Origin of the sequence: Anaerospora hongkongensis (assembly GCF_004339805.1) — a bacterium.
Lineage (GTDB): Bacteria > Bacillota > Negativicutes > Sporomusales > DSM-15969 > Anaerospora > Anaerospora hongkongensis.
On the sequence record NZ_SLUI01000006.1, the window covers coordinates 43,399 to 59,432 of the forward strand.

General features: G+C 46.2%; 18 protein-coding genes. 13 read left to right on the top strand and 5 right to left on the bottom strand.

Going from position 1 to position 16,034, the window contains the following annotated elements; genetic code table 11:
- The 8 genes from EV210_RS09825 to EV210_RS09855 all read left to right on the top strand — a co-directional run.
- Nucleotides 1-2,261, top strand: a 2,261-nt coding sequence (locus EV210_RS09825) for a heavy metal translocating P-type ATPase (RefSeq protein WP_481157915.1), incomplete at its 5' end; no start/stop codon positions are given.
- Between the two features lie 90 nt (nucleotides 2,262-2,351).
- A complete protein-coding gene (locus EV210_RS23080; protein ID WP_243650516.1) occupies nucleotides 2,352-2,603 on the top strand; it encodes a SoxR reducing system RseC family protein in 252 nt (83 codons plus the stop codon).
- On the top strand, nucleotides 2,588-2,713 hold the full coding sequence (locus tag EV210_RS23085; protein ID WP_243650501.1) for a SoxR reducing system RseC family protein: 126 nt from the start codon (nucleotides 2,588-2,590) through the stop codon (nucleotides 2,711-2,713). Before EV210_RS23080 ends, EV210_RS23085 begins: the two co-directional genes overlap by 16 nt.
- 32 nt (nucleotides 2,714-2,745) lie before the next feature.
- Nucleotides 2,746-3,042: a CC/Se motif family (seleno)protein gene (locus tag EV210_RS09835; protein WP_132079316.1), complete on the top strand. Its 297-nt coding sequence runs from the start codon at nucleotides 2,746-2,748 to the stop codon at nucleotides 3,040-3,042.
- A 333-nt stretch (nucleotides 3,043-3,375) separates the two neighbouring features.
- Complete coding sequence (locus EV210_RS23090) at nucleotides 3,376-3,978, top strand: FeoB small GTPase domain-containing protein (RefSeq protein ID WP_132079319.1); 603 nt, start codon at nucleotides 3,376-3,378, stop codon at nucleotides 3,976-3,978.
- On the top strand, nucleotides 3,962-5,416 hold the full coding sequence (locus tag EV210_RS09845; protein ID WP_132079322.1) for a ferrous iron transporter B: 1,455 nt from the start codon (nucleotides 3,962-3,964) through the stop codon (nucleotides 5,414-5,416). The genes EV210_RS23090 and EV210_RS09845 overlap by 17 nt, the downstream gene beginning before the upstream one ends.
- A gap of 169 nt (nucleotides 5,417-5,585) precedes the next feature.
- Nucleotides 5,586-5,846: a FeoA family protein gene (locus EV210_RS09850; RefSeq protein WP_132079325.1), complete on the top strand. Its 261-nt coding sequence runs from the start codon at nucleotides 5,586-5,588 to the stop codon at nucleotides 5,844-5,846.
- Between the two features lie 124 nt (nucleotides 5,847-5,970).
- Nucleotides 5,971-6,222, top strand: coding sequence for a DUF2680 domain-containing protein (locus tag EV210_RS09855; protein WP_165898855.1), 252 nt, complete (start codon nucleotides 5,971-5,973; stop codon nucleotides 6,220-6,222).
- 739 nt (nucleotides 6,223-6,961) lie between these two features.
- Here the strand turns inward: EV210_RS09855 and EV210_RS09860 are convergent.
- Complete coding sequence (locus EV210_RS09860; protein WP_132079331.1) at nucleotides 6,962-7,765, bottom strand: polysaccharide deacetylase family protein; 804 nt, start codon at nucleotides 7,763-7,765, stop codon at nucleotides 6,962-6,964.
- Between the two features lie 165 nt (nucleotides 7,766-7,930).
- On the opposite strand from EV210_RS09860, the gene EV210_RS09865 reads away from it, so the two are divergent.
- Together EV210_RS09865 and EV210_RS09870 are read left to right on the top strand one after the other, a co-directional pair.
- A complete protein-coding gene (locus tag EV210_RS09865) occupies nucleotides 7,931-8,272 on the top strand; it encodes a stage II sporulation protein P (protein WP_132079333.1) in 342 nt (113 codons plus the stop codon).
- 208 nt (nucleotides 8,273-8,480) lie between these two features.
- The gene (locus EV210_RS09870) at nucleotides 8,481-9,629 is read left to right on the top strand and encodes a murein hydrolase activator EnvC family protein (protein WP_165898856.1); all 1,149 of its coding nucleotides are present in this window, start codon (nucleotides 8,481-8,483) and stop codon (nucleotides 9,627-9,629) included.
- Between the two features lie 86 nt (nucleotides 9,630-9,715).
- Here EV210_RS09870 and spoIVB read toward each other — a convergent pair whose 3' ends face one another.
- From spoIVB to EV210_RS09890, 4 genes are all read right to left on the bottom strand, one after another.
- Nucleotides 9,716-11,023 (bottom strand): SpoIVB peptidase, encoded by a 1,308-nt coding sequence (gene spoIVB, locus EV210_RS09875; protein WP_132079340.1) that lies wholly within the window; start codon nucleotides 11,021-11,023, stop codon nucleotides 9,716-9,718.
- A gap of 328 nt (nucleotides 11,024-11,351) precedes the next feature.
- The gene (locus EV210_RS09880; protein ID WP_243650502.1) at nucleotides 11,352-12,119 is read right to left on the bottom strand and encodes a polysaccharide deacetylase family protein; all 768 of its coding nucleotides are present in this window, start codon (nucleotides 12,117-12,119) and stop codon (nucleotides 11,352-11,354) included.
- Between the two features lie 55 nt (nucleotides 12,120-12,174).
- Complete coding sequence (locus EV210_RS09885) at nucleotides 12,175-12,504, bottom strand: small basic family protein (RefSeq protein WP_132079343.1); 330 nt, start codon at nucleotides 12,502-12,504, stop codon at nucleotides 12,175-12,177.
- Between the two features lie 2 nt (nucleotides 12,505-12,506).
- A complete protein-coding gene (locus EV210_RS09890) occupies nucleotides 12,507-13,166 on the bottom strand; it encodes a DUF881 domain-containing protein (protein WP_243650517.1) in 660 nt (219 codons plus the stop codon).
- 221 nt (nucleotides 13,167-13,387) lie between these two features.
- On the opposite strand from EV210_RS09890, the gene EV210_RS09895 reads away from it, so the two are divergent.
- From EV210_RS09895 to EV210_RS09905, 3 genes are read left to right on the top strand one after another with little or no spacing between them, the layout of a single operon-like run.
- On the top strand, nucleotides 13,388-13,711 hold the full coding sequence (locus EV210_RS09895) for a zinc ribbon domain-containing protein (protein ID WP_132079349.1): 324 nt from the start codon (nucleotides 13,388-13,390) through the stop codon (nucleotides 13,709-13,711).
- 26 nt (nucleotides 13,712-13,737) lie between these two features.
- A complete protein-coding gene (locus EV210_RS09900) occupies nucleotides 13,738-14,100 on the top strand; it encodes an ArsR/SmtB family transcription factor (protein ID WP_132079352.1) in 363 nt (120 codons plus the stop codon).
- 33 nt (nucleotides 14,101-14,133) lie between these two features.
- Complete coding sequence (locus EV210_RS09905; protein WP_207900699.1) at nucleotides 14,134-16,032, top strand: heavy metal translocating P-type ATPase; 1,899 nt, start codon at nucleotides 14,134-14,136, stop codon at nucleotides 16,030-16,032.
- Nucleotides 16,033-16,034: the final 2 nt, after the last annotated feature.

Genomic DNA, 16,034 nt, shown 5'->3' on the forward strand with positions numbered 1-16,034 from the left:
TCAATGAATTACCGGGAGTGACCAATGCAGCGCTTAATACCATGACCGGTAAACTGACGGTGGAAGGGGCGGCTGACCTGGAGGCTATTCGCCGGCTGGGCTTAGAAGAGGACTATACAATTAACCCAATAAGGCCAGCCTCAGCCAAGGCGGCTGGTGTGTTCCAAGTAGACGGCATTACCTGTATGGATTGTGCACAGAAATTTGAAAAGGCGGTCAATGAATTACCGGGAGTGACCAATGCAGCGCTTAATACCATGACCGGTAAACTGACGGTGGAAGGGGCGGCTGACCTGGAGGCTATTCGCCGGCTAGGACAGGAAGAAAACTATACAATACATCCTGTAGACGCTCAGCATGAGCCTGCAAAGGCGGCGTCGACGAAAAAAGTCGATTGGGAACTGCGCCGCGCCATTCTTTCCGGTGTTAGTCTAGCCGTCGGCTATGGCCTGGAGAAATTCGGCGGCCCGGTCCTGGTTTTTATTCCCCTTTATATTGTGGCCATGGTGCTGGGCGGCTGGGGAAACTTTAAGAAAGCGGCCCGCGCTTTGCCGCGTGGCAACTTTAATATGAGTGTGTTGATGACTGTGGCCGTACTGGGAGCTTTAGCCATTGGTCAATATGAAGAAGGAGCCACAGTTGCCTTCCTGTATGCCATATCGGAAATGCTCGAAGCATGGACGATGGACAGAGCCCGCCGCTCCATCCGTCAACTGATGGATATTGCGCCGAAGACGGCACGGGTACGGCGCAATGGCGGCGAGGTGGAGGTAACAGTCGAAGAAATTGGGGTTGATGATATTATGATCATCCGTCCTGGGGAAAAAATTGCCATGGACGGCGTAATTATCAAAGGTGAATCGGCCATTAACCAGGCAGCTATCACCGGTGAATCCATCCCGGCGGAAAAAGGTCCTGGAGCGGAAGTTTACGCCGGAACGCTCAATACTAATGGCTCCCTTGAAGTGCGGGTGACAAAGCTGGTTCAGGATACGACAATCGCAAAAATTATTCACATGGTAGAAGAAGCACAAGGCAAACGAGCTCCGTCCCAAGCATTTGTTGAGAAATTTGCTGCTGTTTATACGCCGATTGTCATGGCATTAGCTGTTGGCATTGTATTTGTCCCGCCCCTTTTCCTTGGCTACGAGTGGGCACCGTGGATTTACCGGGGCCTGGCGCTTCTGGTAGTAGCCTGCCCCTGCGCGCTGGTAGTATCTACCCCGGTGGCTATTGTGAGTGCCATCAGTAATGCCGCAAAAAAAGGTGTTTTAATTAAGGGCGGTATTTACCTTGAAGAAGCGGGTTCCTTAAATGCCATTGCTTTCGATAAGACAGGGACTCTTACCAAAGGCGAGCCCGTTGTCACCGATGTGGTACCTATCGGGTCACTGCCGGAAGGCAATCTCCTAGAAATGGCGGCCAATTTGGAAGCCCGTTCCGAACATCCCCTGGCGGTGGCTATCGTTAAAGCAGCAGAGGGGCGAGGCTATCCAGTTAATCCAGTGGAAGATTTTACAGCCATTACGGGCAGAGGTGCTCAAGGCACGATTAACGACCAAATGGTTTATATCGGCAATCCGCGGTTGTTTACCGAACTCGGCGTATCACTGGCGCCAGTAGCCACAAAAGTGGAACAACTGCAAAAAGAGGGTAAAACGGCCATGATTATGGGAACTAAGCTCGAATTCCTGGGCCTTATCGCCGTAGCCGATGAGGTGCGTGATACTAGCGCCGCTGCAATCGCGGCCTTAAAAGAAGCCGGCATCCGGCATACCATCATGCTGACCGGTGATAACGCCGCGACAGCCAAAGCAATGGCCGCACGGGTAGGGGTTGACGATTACCGAGCTGAACTTTTACCCCAGGATAAAGTGACCGCAGTGCAGGAACTATTAGGCAAATATGGCAAGGTGGCCATGATTGGCGACGGTGTCAATGATGCCCCGGCCCTAGCCTTATCGACCGTCGGTATCGCAATGGGTGGTGCCGGCACGGATACTGCGCTGGAAACGGCGGATATTGCTCTTATGGCTGACGATCTAAGCAAGTTGCCTTTTACTATCCGGCTAAGCAAAAAGACGCTAACGATCATCCGGCAAAATATCGGTTTTTCTTTGTTTATTAAAGCCGTGGCCGTAATCGCCGTGTTCCCCGGCTGGCTTACTCTGTGGCTGGCCATCCTAGCCGACATGGGGGCATCCATTCTAGTTACGCTAAATAGCCTGCGTCTCCTAAAAGTGAATAGTAAAGAGGAGTAACCCAATTGCCTAGTATAAAAGGGGGGGATCAGCGGGTTAGGCAAAGAACAAGAAGGGATAGTCATTGAAGTACAGGGACGCGCAGGTAAAATAAAGACCACCCGCCACAATGACTGTGAGAACTGCGGGGACTGTCCTGGCAATTCGGCAATTGTGATCAGCGTGAATAACGCGCTAGGTGCTAAACTCGGCCAGCGAGTCGCCATTGAGGTAAAAGAAGTAAATGTCCTAAAATCGGCTTTTATTGTGTACATACTGCCCTTAATCGCCATTTTGCAGGAGCCTTGGCTGGTGACAGTCTATATGGAGATTTGGGGATTTCCGCAATGGCCGCCCGCATAGCCGGCGGAATACTGGCGTTCACACTGTCTGGCTGGTATATCAAGTACGTTGACAATAAAGTCCGTGCGGATAAGAAGGCGGAACCGGTCATTACCCGAATCATTGCTTGAAAATTTTCAAACATGAATTGGGAGGGATCAAAATGAATATCATTATCGAACCCGATGCCCGCAATTATATAATGAAGAAAAATAAGGATAAAGCGATCACTGTTACAATTGCCAGGCGCCCTGGCGGTTGCTGTGGGGGTGGCTGCGAGTTGCAGCTCCCGTCCGTGCGACTGGGAATTGATCCAGAGAAGGTGCAAATCTACCCCAAGGCTGTAGTAGAAGGGATAAACGTTTACTATGTTGGCGATGTGGCACAGCGTTTCAAAACTGTTAGTGTCAAGCTAGAAAAGCTGCTATTTTTAAAAAAGCTGATTGCCGCCGGCAAGTGATTAGGAGGGATACGAAAAAGCGTCTGGGCGTTGTTACGCAGCAGGCTAGCCAGGTTCTGCTGCTACTTTTTTTAAGTTTTATTGATAATGATTACCACTAATCCCATCCGTGCGATTGGGAAAGCCGACGCCTGACATAATTAACTTTTATCAAAGATTTGACGTGGACAATATTGAAGTCTATTGTAGTGACCAAGTTCCACAACAATTCCGTAAAATCACGGTAAAACTGCAAAGCTTATTTTTTTTCAAAAGACTTGGCGTAATTGGAACATAATTTTTTTGAGTTATTACTGATAATGAATATTGTTATTAATTTGGGAGGGAAGATATATGAATTGTAATTGCAACTCCAATAACACTCCATGGTATAAGAATTTGGTTTCCACTTTGCTGGGCACCGGCAATTGCCATGGAGAGGTCAAGCAAGATACTCACGGACTGGATAAGATTGTATTAGTCGGTAGTCCGAATGTCGGAAAGAGCCTTCTCTTTAACCGGTTAACCGGTGCGTATGTAACCGTATCCAACTACCCGGGTACAACTGTTGAGGTATCCAGAGGGCGTGGGAAGATTGGCGGTAAAGAGTTTGAAATTATAGACACCCCTGGAATGTATTCACTTATGTGCATCACAGAAGAAGAGAAGGTAACGCGAGATCTGCTGTTTAGCGAAAATCCTAAAGCTGTTCTCCACGTAATTGACGCAAAAAACATCCAAAGGATGCTTCCTTTGGCAGCTCAGCTTATTGAAGCGGAAATACCTGTAATACTGGTACTAAATATTATGGATGAAGCAGAACAGTTGGGGCTTATGATCGATGTGAAAAGATTGGAAGCAGAGCTTGGAATACCGGTGATTTCAACTGTAGCTGCCCTTAATAACGGGATTGATCGCCTAAAGGAAAGGATTGATTACTATGTCCAAGTTGCTTAGTGTTACCTATGATGACGCAATCGAAAGAGCCATTGCACAGATTACGGAATTACTCAAGGCTAAATATGTAATTTCGAAAAGAGCCATTGCACTTTTGCTCATCCAGGAGGATGAAGATATAGTCCAAATGGTGAAAACGCAAGAGGAGAGCAACTATATCCGCATTGGTGAGATTGTCTCCAAGCTCAAAGCTCAATACGACAAACCTTTACAGTATGTTATTTCTTTGCTGCGGCAGCGATGCATCAACAGTATTACCAGTTCAGTGGTTACAGCCAAGACGGCTCAGCGCGGTAGCTCCATAGCGGAGAAGTTAAGCAGAATTACAATGAACCCAATAACCGGTATTCCGATTTTACTGTTAGTACTTTATTTTGGCCTTTACAAATTTGTAGGAGATTTTGGTGCGGGAGTCATTGTGGATTTTCTGGAGGAAGATATATTTGGTGAATATATCAACCCTTGGATAAACGGGGTAGTTGATACCTATATTCCTTGGATGTGGCTACAGGAGCTTATTGCAAGAGACTACGGAATAGTAACGCTTGGCATCCGATATGCTATTGCAATCATTCTGCCGATTGTCGGCACCTTCTTCATCGCCTTTTCTGTTATTGAAGACAGTGGATATCTCCCAAGGGTTGCCATGCTAGTAGACCGCGTATTTAAAAAGATTGGTCTGAATGGTCGGGCTGTAATTCCCATGACCCTCGGTTTTGGCTGTGATACTATGGCAACCATGGTGAGTAGAACACTGGAGACGCGCAGGGAAAGAATTATAGCGACACTATTACTGGCATTAGCTATTCCTTGTTCGGCTCAGTTGGGAGTTATTATGGGACTATTATCCGGAGTTCCAGGCGCGATGCTTGTTTGGGCGGGCTTTCTTACCCTTATATTCCTTCTGATAGGTTTCCTTACTGCTCAGATTATGCCAGGCACTAAACCAACTTTCTATATGGAGGTTCCGCCGCTTCGAATCCCGCGTATTGCGAATGTGCTAACAAAAACATACACGAGAATGCAATGGTACTTCGTAGAAATCCTTCCGCTGTTCATTTTAGCGAGCATACTGATTTGGGCAGGTAATCTTACTGGGGTTTTCGACCAATTAATTAATGCTATGAAACCGATAGTAAACTTTATCGGTTTACCAGACGAAGCGGCAAAAGCCTTCCTGTTCGGATTTTTCCGTCGCGATTACGGGGCTGCCGGCTTGTATGACTTGCAAAACTCGGGAGCATTATCACCGCAACAACTGGTTGTTGCCGCTGCAACGCTAACTCTATTTGTTCCCTGCATAGCACAATTCTCGATGATGCTTAAAGAGCGTGGAGCTAAAACTGCTTTCGCAATGGCAGCCTTCATTTTCCCATTTGCTTTTATTGGCGGAGCCTTTATTAACTGGTTACTTACGCTGACAGGACTATTACAATGATTAAATGTGGCTTTTGTAGTTATGAGTTTCCTGAGGGTCAAGCTCGGAGCGCATGTAACGGATGTGCGATGAGTAAATCCTGCAACAAGGCGAAATGCCCAAATTGCGGATATGAGATATTGCGAGAGCCAAAGTTGATAAAATGGATTAAAAGTTGGGGGCAAAAAGAATGAGCAAACTAAATGAAAATGCAAAACTTATACCAATAACTAATATGCAAAATGGACAAGAAGGTACTATCGTTGAACTGGTAACACAAGACAAAAATATTCTTAGGAAGTTGATGTCGATGGGAATTTTGCCAGGAGTAGGCGTAAAACTAATTATGAAATATCCTTCCGTGGTATTACAAGCAGGCTACACCCAAGTAGCCTTAGACTTGGGTATAGCATCTGTAGTTGTTGTTGACCCAATTGCGTATGCAGGATAAGAAGCGTGTGCAGGCATGTTAGGAAATGATGCTTGAGAAGTTCCTACTTTGTTCCGAATTTGGCCCAACTTATGCCATAAATACCATCTATACTAAAATCAATAAGATGAAGGAGATGGTGTTCATGAAAAAAGTAACCCTGCTTGCGCTAGTTGCCTTATTGGTAGTATCCTTTAGCGGCTTGGCTGCGGCCGCACCGGTGCAAGGCACGGCCCAAACACCAGGTAACTGGTACTGCCCTTATTATGGCCAAACCTACAACAATCTGACTGACGATCAAAAGGCGCAGCTTGCTACCTGGCAGCAGCAAGCGCTTGAGCAAAGAACACAAATGGTGCAAAAGCAGGTTGAGTGGGGATATATGATCCAAGCCTAGGCTGACCAGCAAATCTCCAGTACCGCCATCAAAGGTATGGATGAACTAAGCCGTGAAATCAAGGCCAATAGCGGCATGCCTTGGTCCAAGACTTACTGACATGCATATTACGAACGCTGGCTGAAGTCGATGCCTGGGTTACAGCTATTCTCACCACTGTGAGAGCCCCACATCTTAAAGACCGAGCGCCCTGCGACTCTCCGGCGGACAGAAGCGGTCGGTGGTTATGCCGCCGTACTGGCTTTGGATTCCTGCATCCTGGATGAGCCCACAGCCGGCCTGGATCCCTTGGCCCGCCGGCAACTGATTAACCTGTTAAAAACCTTGAGCACACAAAAATTATCGCTACTCATGACCTGGATCTGATCTTGGACATTTGCCCCCGGACCGTGGTTCTGTATGCGGGGACCGTGATTGCGATGCTCCTACCCTGGATATTTTCTGCGAAGATGAGCTTTTAACCACCGCCCATCTGGAAAAACCATTCCGCATGCAAGGCTGTCCGGTTTGTGATCAATGAGACAGTCCTACTGGAAATTGTAAAGACCTTGTCCTAACGGTTTCTCTAATTACCGAACTCTAGGACAGGGTCTTTAGTTATAGCATATACTCGAAGTAGCCTGGTAAATGATGGGGTTCAACGGTAGAATATTTTGTCCTAATTGGAACGTGAGATCCTAAGCCGAAATACCACTTGTTTTTTGATAAGGTTTAACGGCGCTTTCGTTCTAGGAGAGTATTAGTTCAGAAGCTCCTTGACCGTGACAAATCGAAAGCCTCGTTGTCTTAATTTTTTTATGATGATTTCCGCCGCAGCCACGGTCTGGCTACGATCCCCACCAATTATTCCATCACCGTCATGCAGCAGAACAATAGAACCATTATTTATTTTATTTAAAACTCGGTTAGCGATGACGTCTGCACCGGGTTTTTTCCAGTCTTCAGCCATAACCGACCATTGTACAATATCCAGCTTTTGCTCTTTTGAGAACTGCAGGACCAGTGAATCACGAAAACCGTGTGGTGGCCGTAAAAATTTAGGGCGCGTTCCGGTTGCATTTTCGATAACAACCGCGCTTTGGGACAGTTCCTTTAGGATGTCGGTTTCGGCCAATTTGAGGAGGTCGGAGTGGGTATAAGTATGGGTTCCTATCAGATGGCCCTTTTGGGCTATAGCATTAGCAGTCTCAGGATATTTTTCGGCATTTTGACCGATAAGAAAAAAGGTTGCTTTTACATCATACGTAGTAAGAATATCTAGCAATTGCAATGTATAAGGTGGATTTGGACCATCGTCAAAGGTTAAGGCTACTACTTTGTCAGATTGTGAGCCTTGGTAGATAACCGGTCCGTAAAAAGAACTAGTGGGCAAAACGGCGCTTAGGGTAAGGTATGTTCCCACACAGATAGTTACTATAGCCAAAATTAGTGCTGGGCGCCAGGGCCGTCGGAGGATGTGGGAATAGTCCAAGAACAAAGCGATAAGTACCAAAATAGTGGCTATTTCCAGTAGTGTAGTTAAACGTATAGGTGTATCTAGCATGAGTAACATCCCGTCCTTATTTTAAAAGCTGAAAGTTCACGGGTTAAGAAGCGGTGGCTAAGAAGTATGAACTGTGCACGCTATTTTATTTTATAATTATAAAATAAATGATGACGGACAAGCTATTATTATAAGGAAAATTGAAACAGGAGTGAATGATAACATATGAAATCCAGAAGTAAGAATAAATTAATCTTGGTTTTTGCTGGACTTCTCGCTGGAATTTTCCTTATTCTTGGACTTTGGTATTATGTTCCCCAATATCTACCATTGCCTCAACAAAAACAATTGGTTCCGACCAAATCCCCTTACGAATATTATATTATATTGGATCAAGCGACTGGTATAACATTAATGTATGTATCAGTCGTAACCGTAAACCCAGGCGATGAGATGATTACTGGGGAAAATAAGCGTTATGTGATAACGCGGGTGGAAGAGAATCGGGCTTACGCACGCTATGTAGAAGATGTAATTATTCGAACAAAAGAAGAAGCCGTTCCCTAATGAAGGTCACGTCAACCAAATAAGTTTATTAACGAGTGCCAGCAAAAGAAGTGATTATTGCTGGCCTTTTTGTGTTGCCAGTCTTTTTATGACGCGTTTTCGTGAACGTAAAGTTTCTATGGGAGGGAATTGCGATCGACAAGACGAATACTATTTTGTCGCTTTATTGTACTTTGTGTTCATTGGAAGACATTCGTTGGGGGTAAACATGCAAAAATGGAAGAGGCAGGCAATTGCTATTTTGTTACTGATTGCGACCATCGGTGAGTTAGGTACCACGATTCCGGTAGCATTTGCGGAGGCTACAGAACAATACGAGAGTACGTTAGAAAGCCTGTCCCGCAAAATGCGGGAACAACTGGGCAAAGTGAATCAAATTAAACAAGAGGTTAATACTGTATCTGGTCAGCTTGATGCCATTGAGACTGATCTAGAGCGTAATACAAACGAGCTAAAATCGGTAGAGAGCCGACTCATGGCAACCCAGAAACGAGTAGAGGAAAACCAAGAATTGCTCCAAAAGACCGAACGCAGTATTGCTGTTCGTTCCCAGGTTCTGAATAAGCGAATACGTGATATATATATGAATGGTCAGGTCAGTTATATTGATGTGCTATTCGGTGCTACTAACTTTAGCGATTTTATTACTCGGTATGAACTACTCAAGCGGGTGCTTCGTGCCGACATGGAATTGATTGCTAAGGCAAAAGCAGAACGGGAATTGGTAACGCAGAAAAAAAACGAGCTTGAACGCGATTTAGCTGTTGTGCAAAACCTCCGCCAACAGGCAGTGGAAAAACGTACTATGGTGGCGTCGCGTTATCAGGCTAAGCGGGATGTGCTGGATAACTTAGAAACTGAGCGAAGCTCTGCCCAACTCGCTTATGATGAGCTGCAGCAGGCATCAAGCCGAATAGAAGCAATGATAAGAGCGCGAAAAGGTGGACAGGCGCCAACCGGCGGACAGGTGACAGGTCGCTATATCTGGCCGGCTTCAGGGCCGATTACCTCGCCCTTTGGCTGGCGAACCCATCCGATATTTGGCAATCAACGTCTTCATGCCGGGATTGACATCGGCGCTGATTATGGTGACACTGTTATAGCTGCTGATGGCGGTGTTGTTATTACATCTGGTTGGATTAGCGGTTATGGTAAAACAATTATTATTGAGCATAATGGCACCTATTCTACGCTATATGGACATAACTCAGAACTCCTAGTTAGCGAAGGAGAAATAGTGCGCAAAGGGCAGCCTATCGCCAGAGTTGGCGAAACTGGTTATACGACAGGGCCTGTTTCGCATTTTGAAGTGCGCGTGAATGGCGCGCCGAATGACCCGCTTAGCTATTTACCATAATTAAAGAAGAAACTGACAATGACGTCCGCCCTATAAGGGCGGATTTTTCGTTAGCAGGTAAAGCGACAGTGCGAACTAACAATAGTCTAATTTTCATTTTGGGGTAAAGGCCGAAAGAAAGGAAGTGAAGAAACCAGTTTTTCTGTTTTGGGAATTAAACCACTCTCCATGAGCATCCAGTCGGCGAAACAACCGTAGCCTCTGTTGGGGTCGCTGATGAAGACGTGGGTGACGGCACCGATCAACCTATCATTTTGAATAATGGGGCTGCCGCTCATACCTTGTACAATGCCACCTGTTTTAGCAAGTAGTCGGGGATCGGTGACTTTGATCACAAGGCCTTTACTGGCAGGATAATCTTGGGGATTAATTTTTTCAATTTCAATAGTAAAACGTTCTACAGTAGTTCCTTCAATTACGGTTAAGATTTCTGCCGGTCCTAGTTGAATTTGCATTCGGGAAGCCACGGGGATGGCTTTTGTATATAAATCGTTTTGAGGTAAAAAACTCAGCTGTCCATAAATGCCGAATTGAGTATTTTTCTGAACATCACCTAAGATAGTGTCGCCATTGGCAAATATACCAATCTTTTCGCCAGGTCGCCCAAGTTTTCCTGGTTGAATAGCCTGAATCGAAGCAAGAACAACATTACCTTCTTCTGAATCAATCGGTTGTAGGGTATCGCTGTCGGTAATGCGATGGCCGAGAGCGCCATAGACGCGGGAAGTAGGATCATAGAAGCTTAGAGTGCCGATTCCTGAGGCGCTGTCCCGCACGAACAGGCCAATTCGATAACGACCGGTTTCCGGGCAGAGGAGCGGCGAGAGCGAAAGAGAGAGAATTTGAGTGCCGCGCTGTAACGAAACATTCAGCGGCTGACCTTTTTTTCCTGCTATGTCAATAGTTTCTGCGAGCTGATTTTCCGTACACATATAGGTATTATTCACACTAAGAATGACGTCACCAGTCTGGATTCCGGCATCTTTGGCAGGATTGGCAGATGAACGAGATGTCGCTGATATAGGAGAGAAACCTACAACTATGACACCTCGCGCGTGGAGTGACGTGCCGATGGACTGGCCGCCGGGAATGACCTTTACCGGTGGTAGGATATCAAATTGAACTGTACGTAAGGGTACAACTCCAAAGAGTTTAAAGTCGATGGAACCATGACCGCTAACTTGTTGTGGGGAGAAAACGGGGACAGTAGAGGCGAGTTTTGCCGGGGCTCGTCCGAGGGAAGTAACATTGGCAGTAATGAGATAAGGGATAGTGGCAACGGAAATTTGTGACTCATCAGCAAACAGTAAGGTATGGGCCGGAAGAGTATACGCTTGTCGAAATGGAGAAGTGAAGCAAAATGCAATAAGAAGTATGGCAATTGCTATTCCCATGATGGTGCGGTAGGGGCGGTCAGTGCTGCGAATACTTCATCACCTCGATTCCTTTGTATGTGATAAAATTTGATATATTAACTATTCCCGATGAGATGGGCAGATTATTCTAGGTAATTTTCCAAGTTATGTTTGAATGTGCAGTCAGGGTAGTAGAAATGGAAGAATACTTTGTTGGTAATTTTTACGATCGGCCTTAATGAGTGAGCTAGAACGAATCAATGCACTAATATATGATCATGGTTCTTTAGCTACATCAGAACAAAAAAACGCCAAGTACTACCGGCAAAACAAAGGCGGGTAGTACTTGGCGAGTCTGAAGAAAAACTTATATTCCCAGTAGACTTTCGATATTTGATTTGGCCAGTCGGAGACGAAAACTCCATAAATCTAACTTAGGGCCAAAAATAGAAATGCGTTTAAGTTCGTATAGGTTAGCATCCTTAAAATTAAGCCCGGTAACACCGGAAAATGCTCCATTATAACCAGCGCTTTTTAGATATTCAAACATGGCTGGCGAAAACAGGCCATGGGGATAGGCTAGAAAGGTAACTGGTTTACTTAAGCGTTGCTCCAGTTCAAGTTTAGAATTTTGGATTTCTTGCTCCCATTGGGCCGGGCTTAGTGTAGTTAGCGCAGTATGCGACAGAGTATGAGAGCCGATATCGATATTACGTGCCTGCATGGCTTGCATTTGATCCCAAGACATATATCCAGGCTGACCGACTTTATTGACGGCAATGAACACGGCGGCCCTCAGTCCATATTTTTCCAAGATCGGCAGTGCCGTCGTGAAATTATCCTCATAACCATCGTCAAAGGTAATTACAACAGGCTTAGCAGGTAAATCGCGCTTACCGGCTAAGCCGTCAGCTAACTGGGGGAGGGAAATAGCTGTAAATCCATTTTCAGCTAAATATTGCATTTGACGGTCAAACAACTCCGGGTTGATAGTATAGATGGTGTCGTCAGTGCTGACTTTGTGATACGCCAGAATGGGTACACCGATAGGAGTGACAAACAAGAACCAAGCCAAACTGATGAAGATAATCATAAGGCTGGCCAAGTAAAACAGTGGTTGGCGGTAAAGCTTCATAATAGCCTCCTTTTATTAGTGACAGTGGTATGCGAATTTGGTAATGTCATGGCGGTTACCGTTTTAAGAAATGGCGGCGAATGATAGCCAAGTTTTGAAAAACTCTGAGACCAAAGGCTAAGAGAGCCACATAATAGAGATCAATGCCAATCCGTTCCCCCATGTAGACGAGTCCGGCAGCCAAGAACGCATTAGTGAAAAAGCCACTCATAAAAATTAGATTATCAAACTTTTTATCTACTCCTGCTCGTAAACCGCCAAACACTGAGTCCAACGAAGCAAGCAAGGCTACTGACAAATATTTAGCATATTCGATTGGCATACTAATTGGTAAAAAAGTGCCAACGAGAAGGCCAAGCAGGATGCCGAGGACAGGTAAAATCATCGCTATTTACCTCCATTCGGGATTGGTTGGGCATATTTGAAATGAAACGTGTCTTTAAAGGCCGGAAGTTCTATGGTGGTTGACCGCTTTACCACAATTTGGATGCCCCAAAATTGCAGAGTCTCTATGACTCCACCGCGAATTTTTAAGGACGTTTCCAGCGTTGCTGGATCTCCGATGGCTTTGATTTCAAAGGGGGCAGCTAAGCTTGTGTTGTTGACCGATATAAATGGTCCAGCTGTGCGGACTTCGGAAGAAGCAATCAGGCGTTGATTATTGACAGAAATGGCCTCGGCGCCGGCTGCTCGCAATTCATTGAGGATTTTTAAAATATCTTCATCTTTTATTAAATACAAATTGGGATTTTTACTCCCGACAGGCGAAGCTGGTTTAGTATCGTCCACAGTGACAATGATGCCAGTACCTTGTAGTGCTACTACCCCAGCGCCCATTTTAATGTTTTCCAAATCCTTCATGGCCGCATCATTTGAAGGACTTTGGCGTAGGTCGCGCACCTGGTTCTCGAGAGAGAGGCGTTCTTTTTCTACTTGAATCAGACGTTGGGTGAGATCTTCGGCCCGTTGAAATTGCAAGGAAGAGCGAATATCCTGTGTGGTGCGAAATTGGATAGCCAGCATAAATCCCAGAATAACACAAACCATGGCGATTGAAAGTTGTCCATGTTTTACCAATATATCACTCCTATTATGATGACGATGTGTGGTCGCCACTCTTTGGCCAAGTTGAGGGACTTGACAAGAATGTTTGCCACCCATTATTATTATACATATGAACATATATTCATGCAATGCGATATTAAGGCTTTGCAAGATATTGAGAAACAAATAGGCTATATTTTTTAAATGGAGGTTGTACAGAAATCATGGGCTTTGAAGATCTTTTTAGGGTATTCGGCGGACATCATGGCGATAGGCATCGTGGCAGTTACGATCGTCATCATCATGGCCATGACGGTCACCATAATGGATATCGCGAGCCATGCAGCCAAAATTCACCTACAGATAGCTATCCTCCTGCTCCGGCGGTGGAACAGGCGCCGTGTCCAAAATGCACCAAACCAGTACAAGTTGGATTTAAATTCTGCCCTTCATGTGGGGCGAGTCAAGAACCGGCGGCATGCAAAGGCTGCGGTGCGAAAATGCCACCCGCTGCTGCGTTTTGTCCAGGTTGTGGTGCAAAAGCTTAAGGTTAATTGTATTTTTGAGGTGACGTATGAAAGATTTATTACATGATATGTGTGAAGAGTATTGCGAGCATCCTGAGACGATATGCCATGCAAAGGCTGAACTGCTACCAGAAAATACAGTGCAGCAATTAGCGGAAACATTCAAGATTTTAGGTGATGGTACCCGAATTAAACTATTGTATCTCTTAACGAATCGGGAAATGTGCGTGTGCGATATTGCCGAAACGCTCTCCATGGGGCAGTCGGCAATTTCCCACCAACTTCGCGTACTACGTAGTGCCAGACTGGTCAAATATCGCCGGGAAGGCAAAGAAGCCTGGTACTCCCTGGACGATGATCATGTAGTGAGCTTAATGCTCCAGGGCTTGGAACATATCAAACACGATTAAAAGGTCGATGGCCATATGAAGGAGGGCAGGAAAATGAGCGGACATGAACACAATCATGAACATGGTGCCGGTCAATTAAATACTACCCGTGAGATTGTTTTGATTGGTACTGCATTGGCTTTACTAGTAGTGGGGTCAATCTTTCGGGACGCTTTACATGACACTCCGTATGCTATTGCTGAATACGTTGTTTTTTTGCTAGCCTATGGGATTAGCGGCTGGAATGTGGTATTCAGTGCAGTCCGGAATGCAAGCAAGGGGACGTTTTTTGATGAAAATTTTCTGATGACAATCGCTACGGTTGGAGCTTTTTTGTTGCATGAAATGCCGGAAGCCGTAGGTGTTATGGTGTTTTTTAAAGTTGGTGAGTTTTTACAGGATTTAGCTGTAGAGCGGTCCCGCCGGTCCATTGTCGCCGTGTTGGAATTGCGACCAGAGTATGCCAATCTAAAACAAGGGGATACGATTAGTAAAGTGACCCCAGACACGGTAAAGATCGGGGATGTCATTATCATTAAACCCGGTGAGCAGGTGCCGCTGGATGGTGAAATTACTTCCGGACAGTCCCGGGTGAATACGGCAGCTTTGACCGGTGAGTCTGTGCCCCGTCAGGTTGGTCCTGGCGAGGTAGTTCTGGCTGGTATGGTGAATCAGACGGGTGTGTTGACGGTTACGGTCACCAAACCTGTGGGCGAATCGGCAATTGCGAGAGTTATTCAACTGGTGGAACAATCTAGCAGTTTAAAATCCAAGACCGAAAAATTTATCACAAAATTTGCCACCTATTATACGCCGGTGGTCGTGCTGGCCGCAGTAGCTGTGGCCCTTTTACCCCCCCTTATCTGGCCAGGTGAGGCTTTTGCCGACTGGATGCGGCGGGCTCTGATTCTATTGGTAATCTCTTGTCCGTGCGGTTTGGTTATTAGTATTCCCCTCGGATATTTCGGTGGTGTGGGGGGAGCGGCCAAACGGGGTATTATGGTTAAAGGCTCAACTTATCTGGATAGCTTGGCAGCCACTCGGACAGTTGTTTTCGATAAAACAGGCACTTTGACCCAAGGTGTGTTTAAAGTAACCGGAATCTATCCGCAAACAGGTTTTGTTGAGGAAGAACTGCTTAGACTGACAGCGTTTGCCGAAGTGCATTCCAGTCACCCGATTGCTCAGTCTATCATGGAGGCTTATGGGCAATCAGTGGATGCTTCCTCACTAGCCGACTATGAGGAAATCGCCGGGCACGGGATCCGGGCTAGAATTGGGACGCAAGAAGTGCTTGTTGGGAATGAACGTCTGCTTCGGCGGGAGAACATCACCGTTGAGCCGGTACAAGAAGCGGGCACGGTAGTCTATCTGGCTATTGATCAGGTGTACGCCGGGTATTTGGTAATCGCGGATGAATTGAAGGCAGACGCGCCGTCCATTGTTGCCGGGCTTAAAGCGGCAGGTGTGGAGCAAGTTGGGATGTTATCTGGCGATCGGGAGCTAGTGGCCCAGGATGTTGCCTCTAAGCTAGGTCTGGATTTTTACCGGGCGGGACTATTGCCGGAACAGAAAGTGGCGTTTGTGGAAGAACTTCTACAGCGAGCAGAAAACGGGAAAAAGATTGCTTTTGTGGGTGATGGTATTAATGATGCACCCGTTATCGCCCGAGCCGATGTGGGCATTGCCATGGGAGGATTAGGTTCTGATGCGGCAGTAGAGACTGCCGATGTGGTTATTATGTCTGATGCGCCGTCGAAGGTTGCTGAGGCCATACAGATTGGGCGCAAGACCCGGCGAATTGTGTGGCAGAACGTAGTCTTTGCTTTGGGAGTAAAAGGGGTGTTTATCGCGTTGGGCATCGCCGGTGCAGCCACGATGTGGGAGGCTGTATTTGCTGATGTAGGGGTGGCTCTGCTGGCTGTTTTAAATGCTGGTCGGGTTTTACGGTAGAA

Excerpts from the sequence above, each read along its gene's own strand:
- EV210_RS23090 (WP_132079319.1), top strand. The coding sequence starts at position 3,376 with ATGAATTGTAATTGCAACTCCAATAACACTCCATGGTATAAGAATTTG.
- EV210_RS09860 (WP_132079331.1), bottom strand. The coding sequence starts at position 7,765 with ATGCTAGATACACCTATACGTTTAACTACACTACTGGAAATAGCCACT.
- EV210_RS09895 (WP_132079349.1), top strand. The coding sequence starts at position 13,388 with ATGGGCTTTGAAGATCTTTTTAGGGTATTCGGCGGACATCATGGCGAT.
- EV210_RS09905 (WP_207900699.1), top strand. The coding sequence starts at position 14,134 with ATGAGCGGACATGAACACAATCATGAACATGGTGCCGGTCAATTAAAT.
- EV210_RS23085 (WP_243650501.1), top strand. The coding sequence starts at position 2,588 with ATGGCCGCCCGCATAGCCGGCGGAATACTGGCGTTCACACTGTCTGGC.
- EV210_RS09835 (WP_132079316.1), top strand. The coding sequence starts at position 2,746 with ATGAATATCATTATCGAACCCGATGCCCGCAATTATATAATGAAGAAA.
- EV210_RS09850 (WP_132079325.1), top strand. The coding sequence starts at position 5,586 with ATGAGCAAACTAAATGAAAATGCAAAACTTATACCAATAACTAATATG.
- spoIVB (WP_132079340.1), bottom strand. The coding sequence starts at position 11,023 with ATGGGAATAGCAATTGCCATACTTCTTATTGCATTTTGCTTCACTTCT.
- EV210_RS09855 (WP_165898855.1), top strand. The coding sequence starts at position 5,971 with ATGAAAAAAGTAACCCTGCTTGCGCTAGTTGCCTTATTGGTAGTATCC.
- EV210_RS09880 (WP_243650502.1), bottom strand. The coding sequence starts at position 12,119 with ATGAAGCTTTACCGCCAACCACTGTTTTACTTGGCCAGCCTTATGATT.
- EV210_RS09885 (WP_132079343.1), bottom strand. The coding sequence starts at position 12,504 with ATGATTTTACCTGTCCTCGGCATCCTGCTTGGCCTTCTCGTTGGCACT.
- EV210_RS09900 (WP_132079352.1), top strand. The coding sequence starts at position 13,738 with ATGAAAGATTTATTACATGATATGTGTGAAGAGTATTGCGAGCATCCT.
- EV210_RS09890 (WP_243650517.1), bottom strand. The coding sequence starts at position 13,166 with ATGGTTTGTGTTATTCTGGGATTTATGCTGGCTATCCAATTTCGCACC.
- EV210_RS09865 (WP_132079333.1), top strand. The coding sequence starts at position 7,931 with ATGAAATCCAGAAGTAAGAATAAATTAATCTTGGTTTTTGCTGGACTT.
- EV210_RS09845 (WP_132079322.1), top strand. The coding sequence starts at position 3,962 with ATGTCCAAGTTGCTTAGTGTTACCTATGATGACGCAATCGAAAGAGCC.
- EV210_RS09870 (WP_165898856.1), top strand. The coding sequence starts at position 8,481 with ATGCAAAAATGGAAGAGGCAGGCAATTGCTATTTTGTTACTGATTGCG.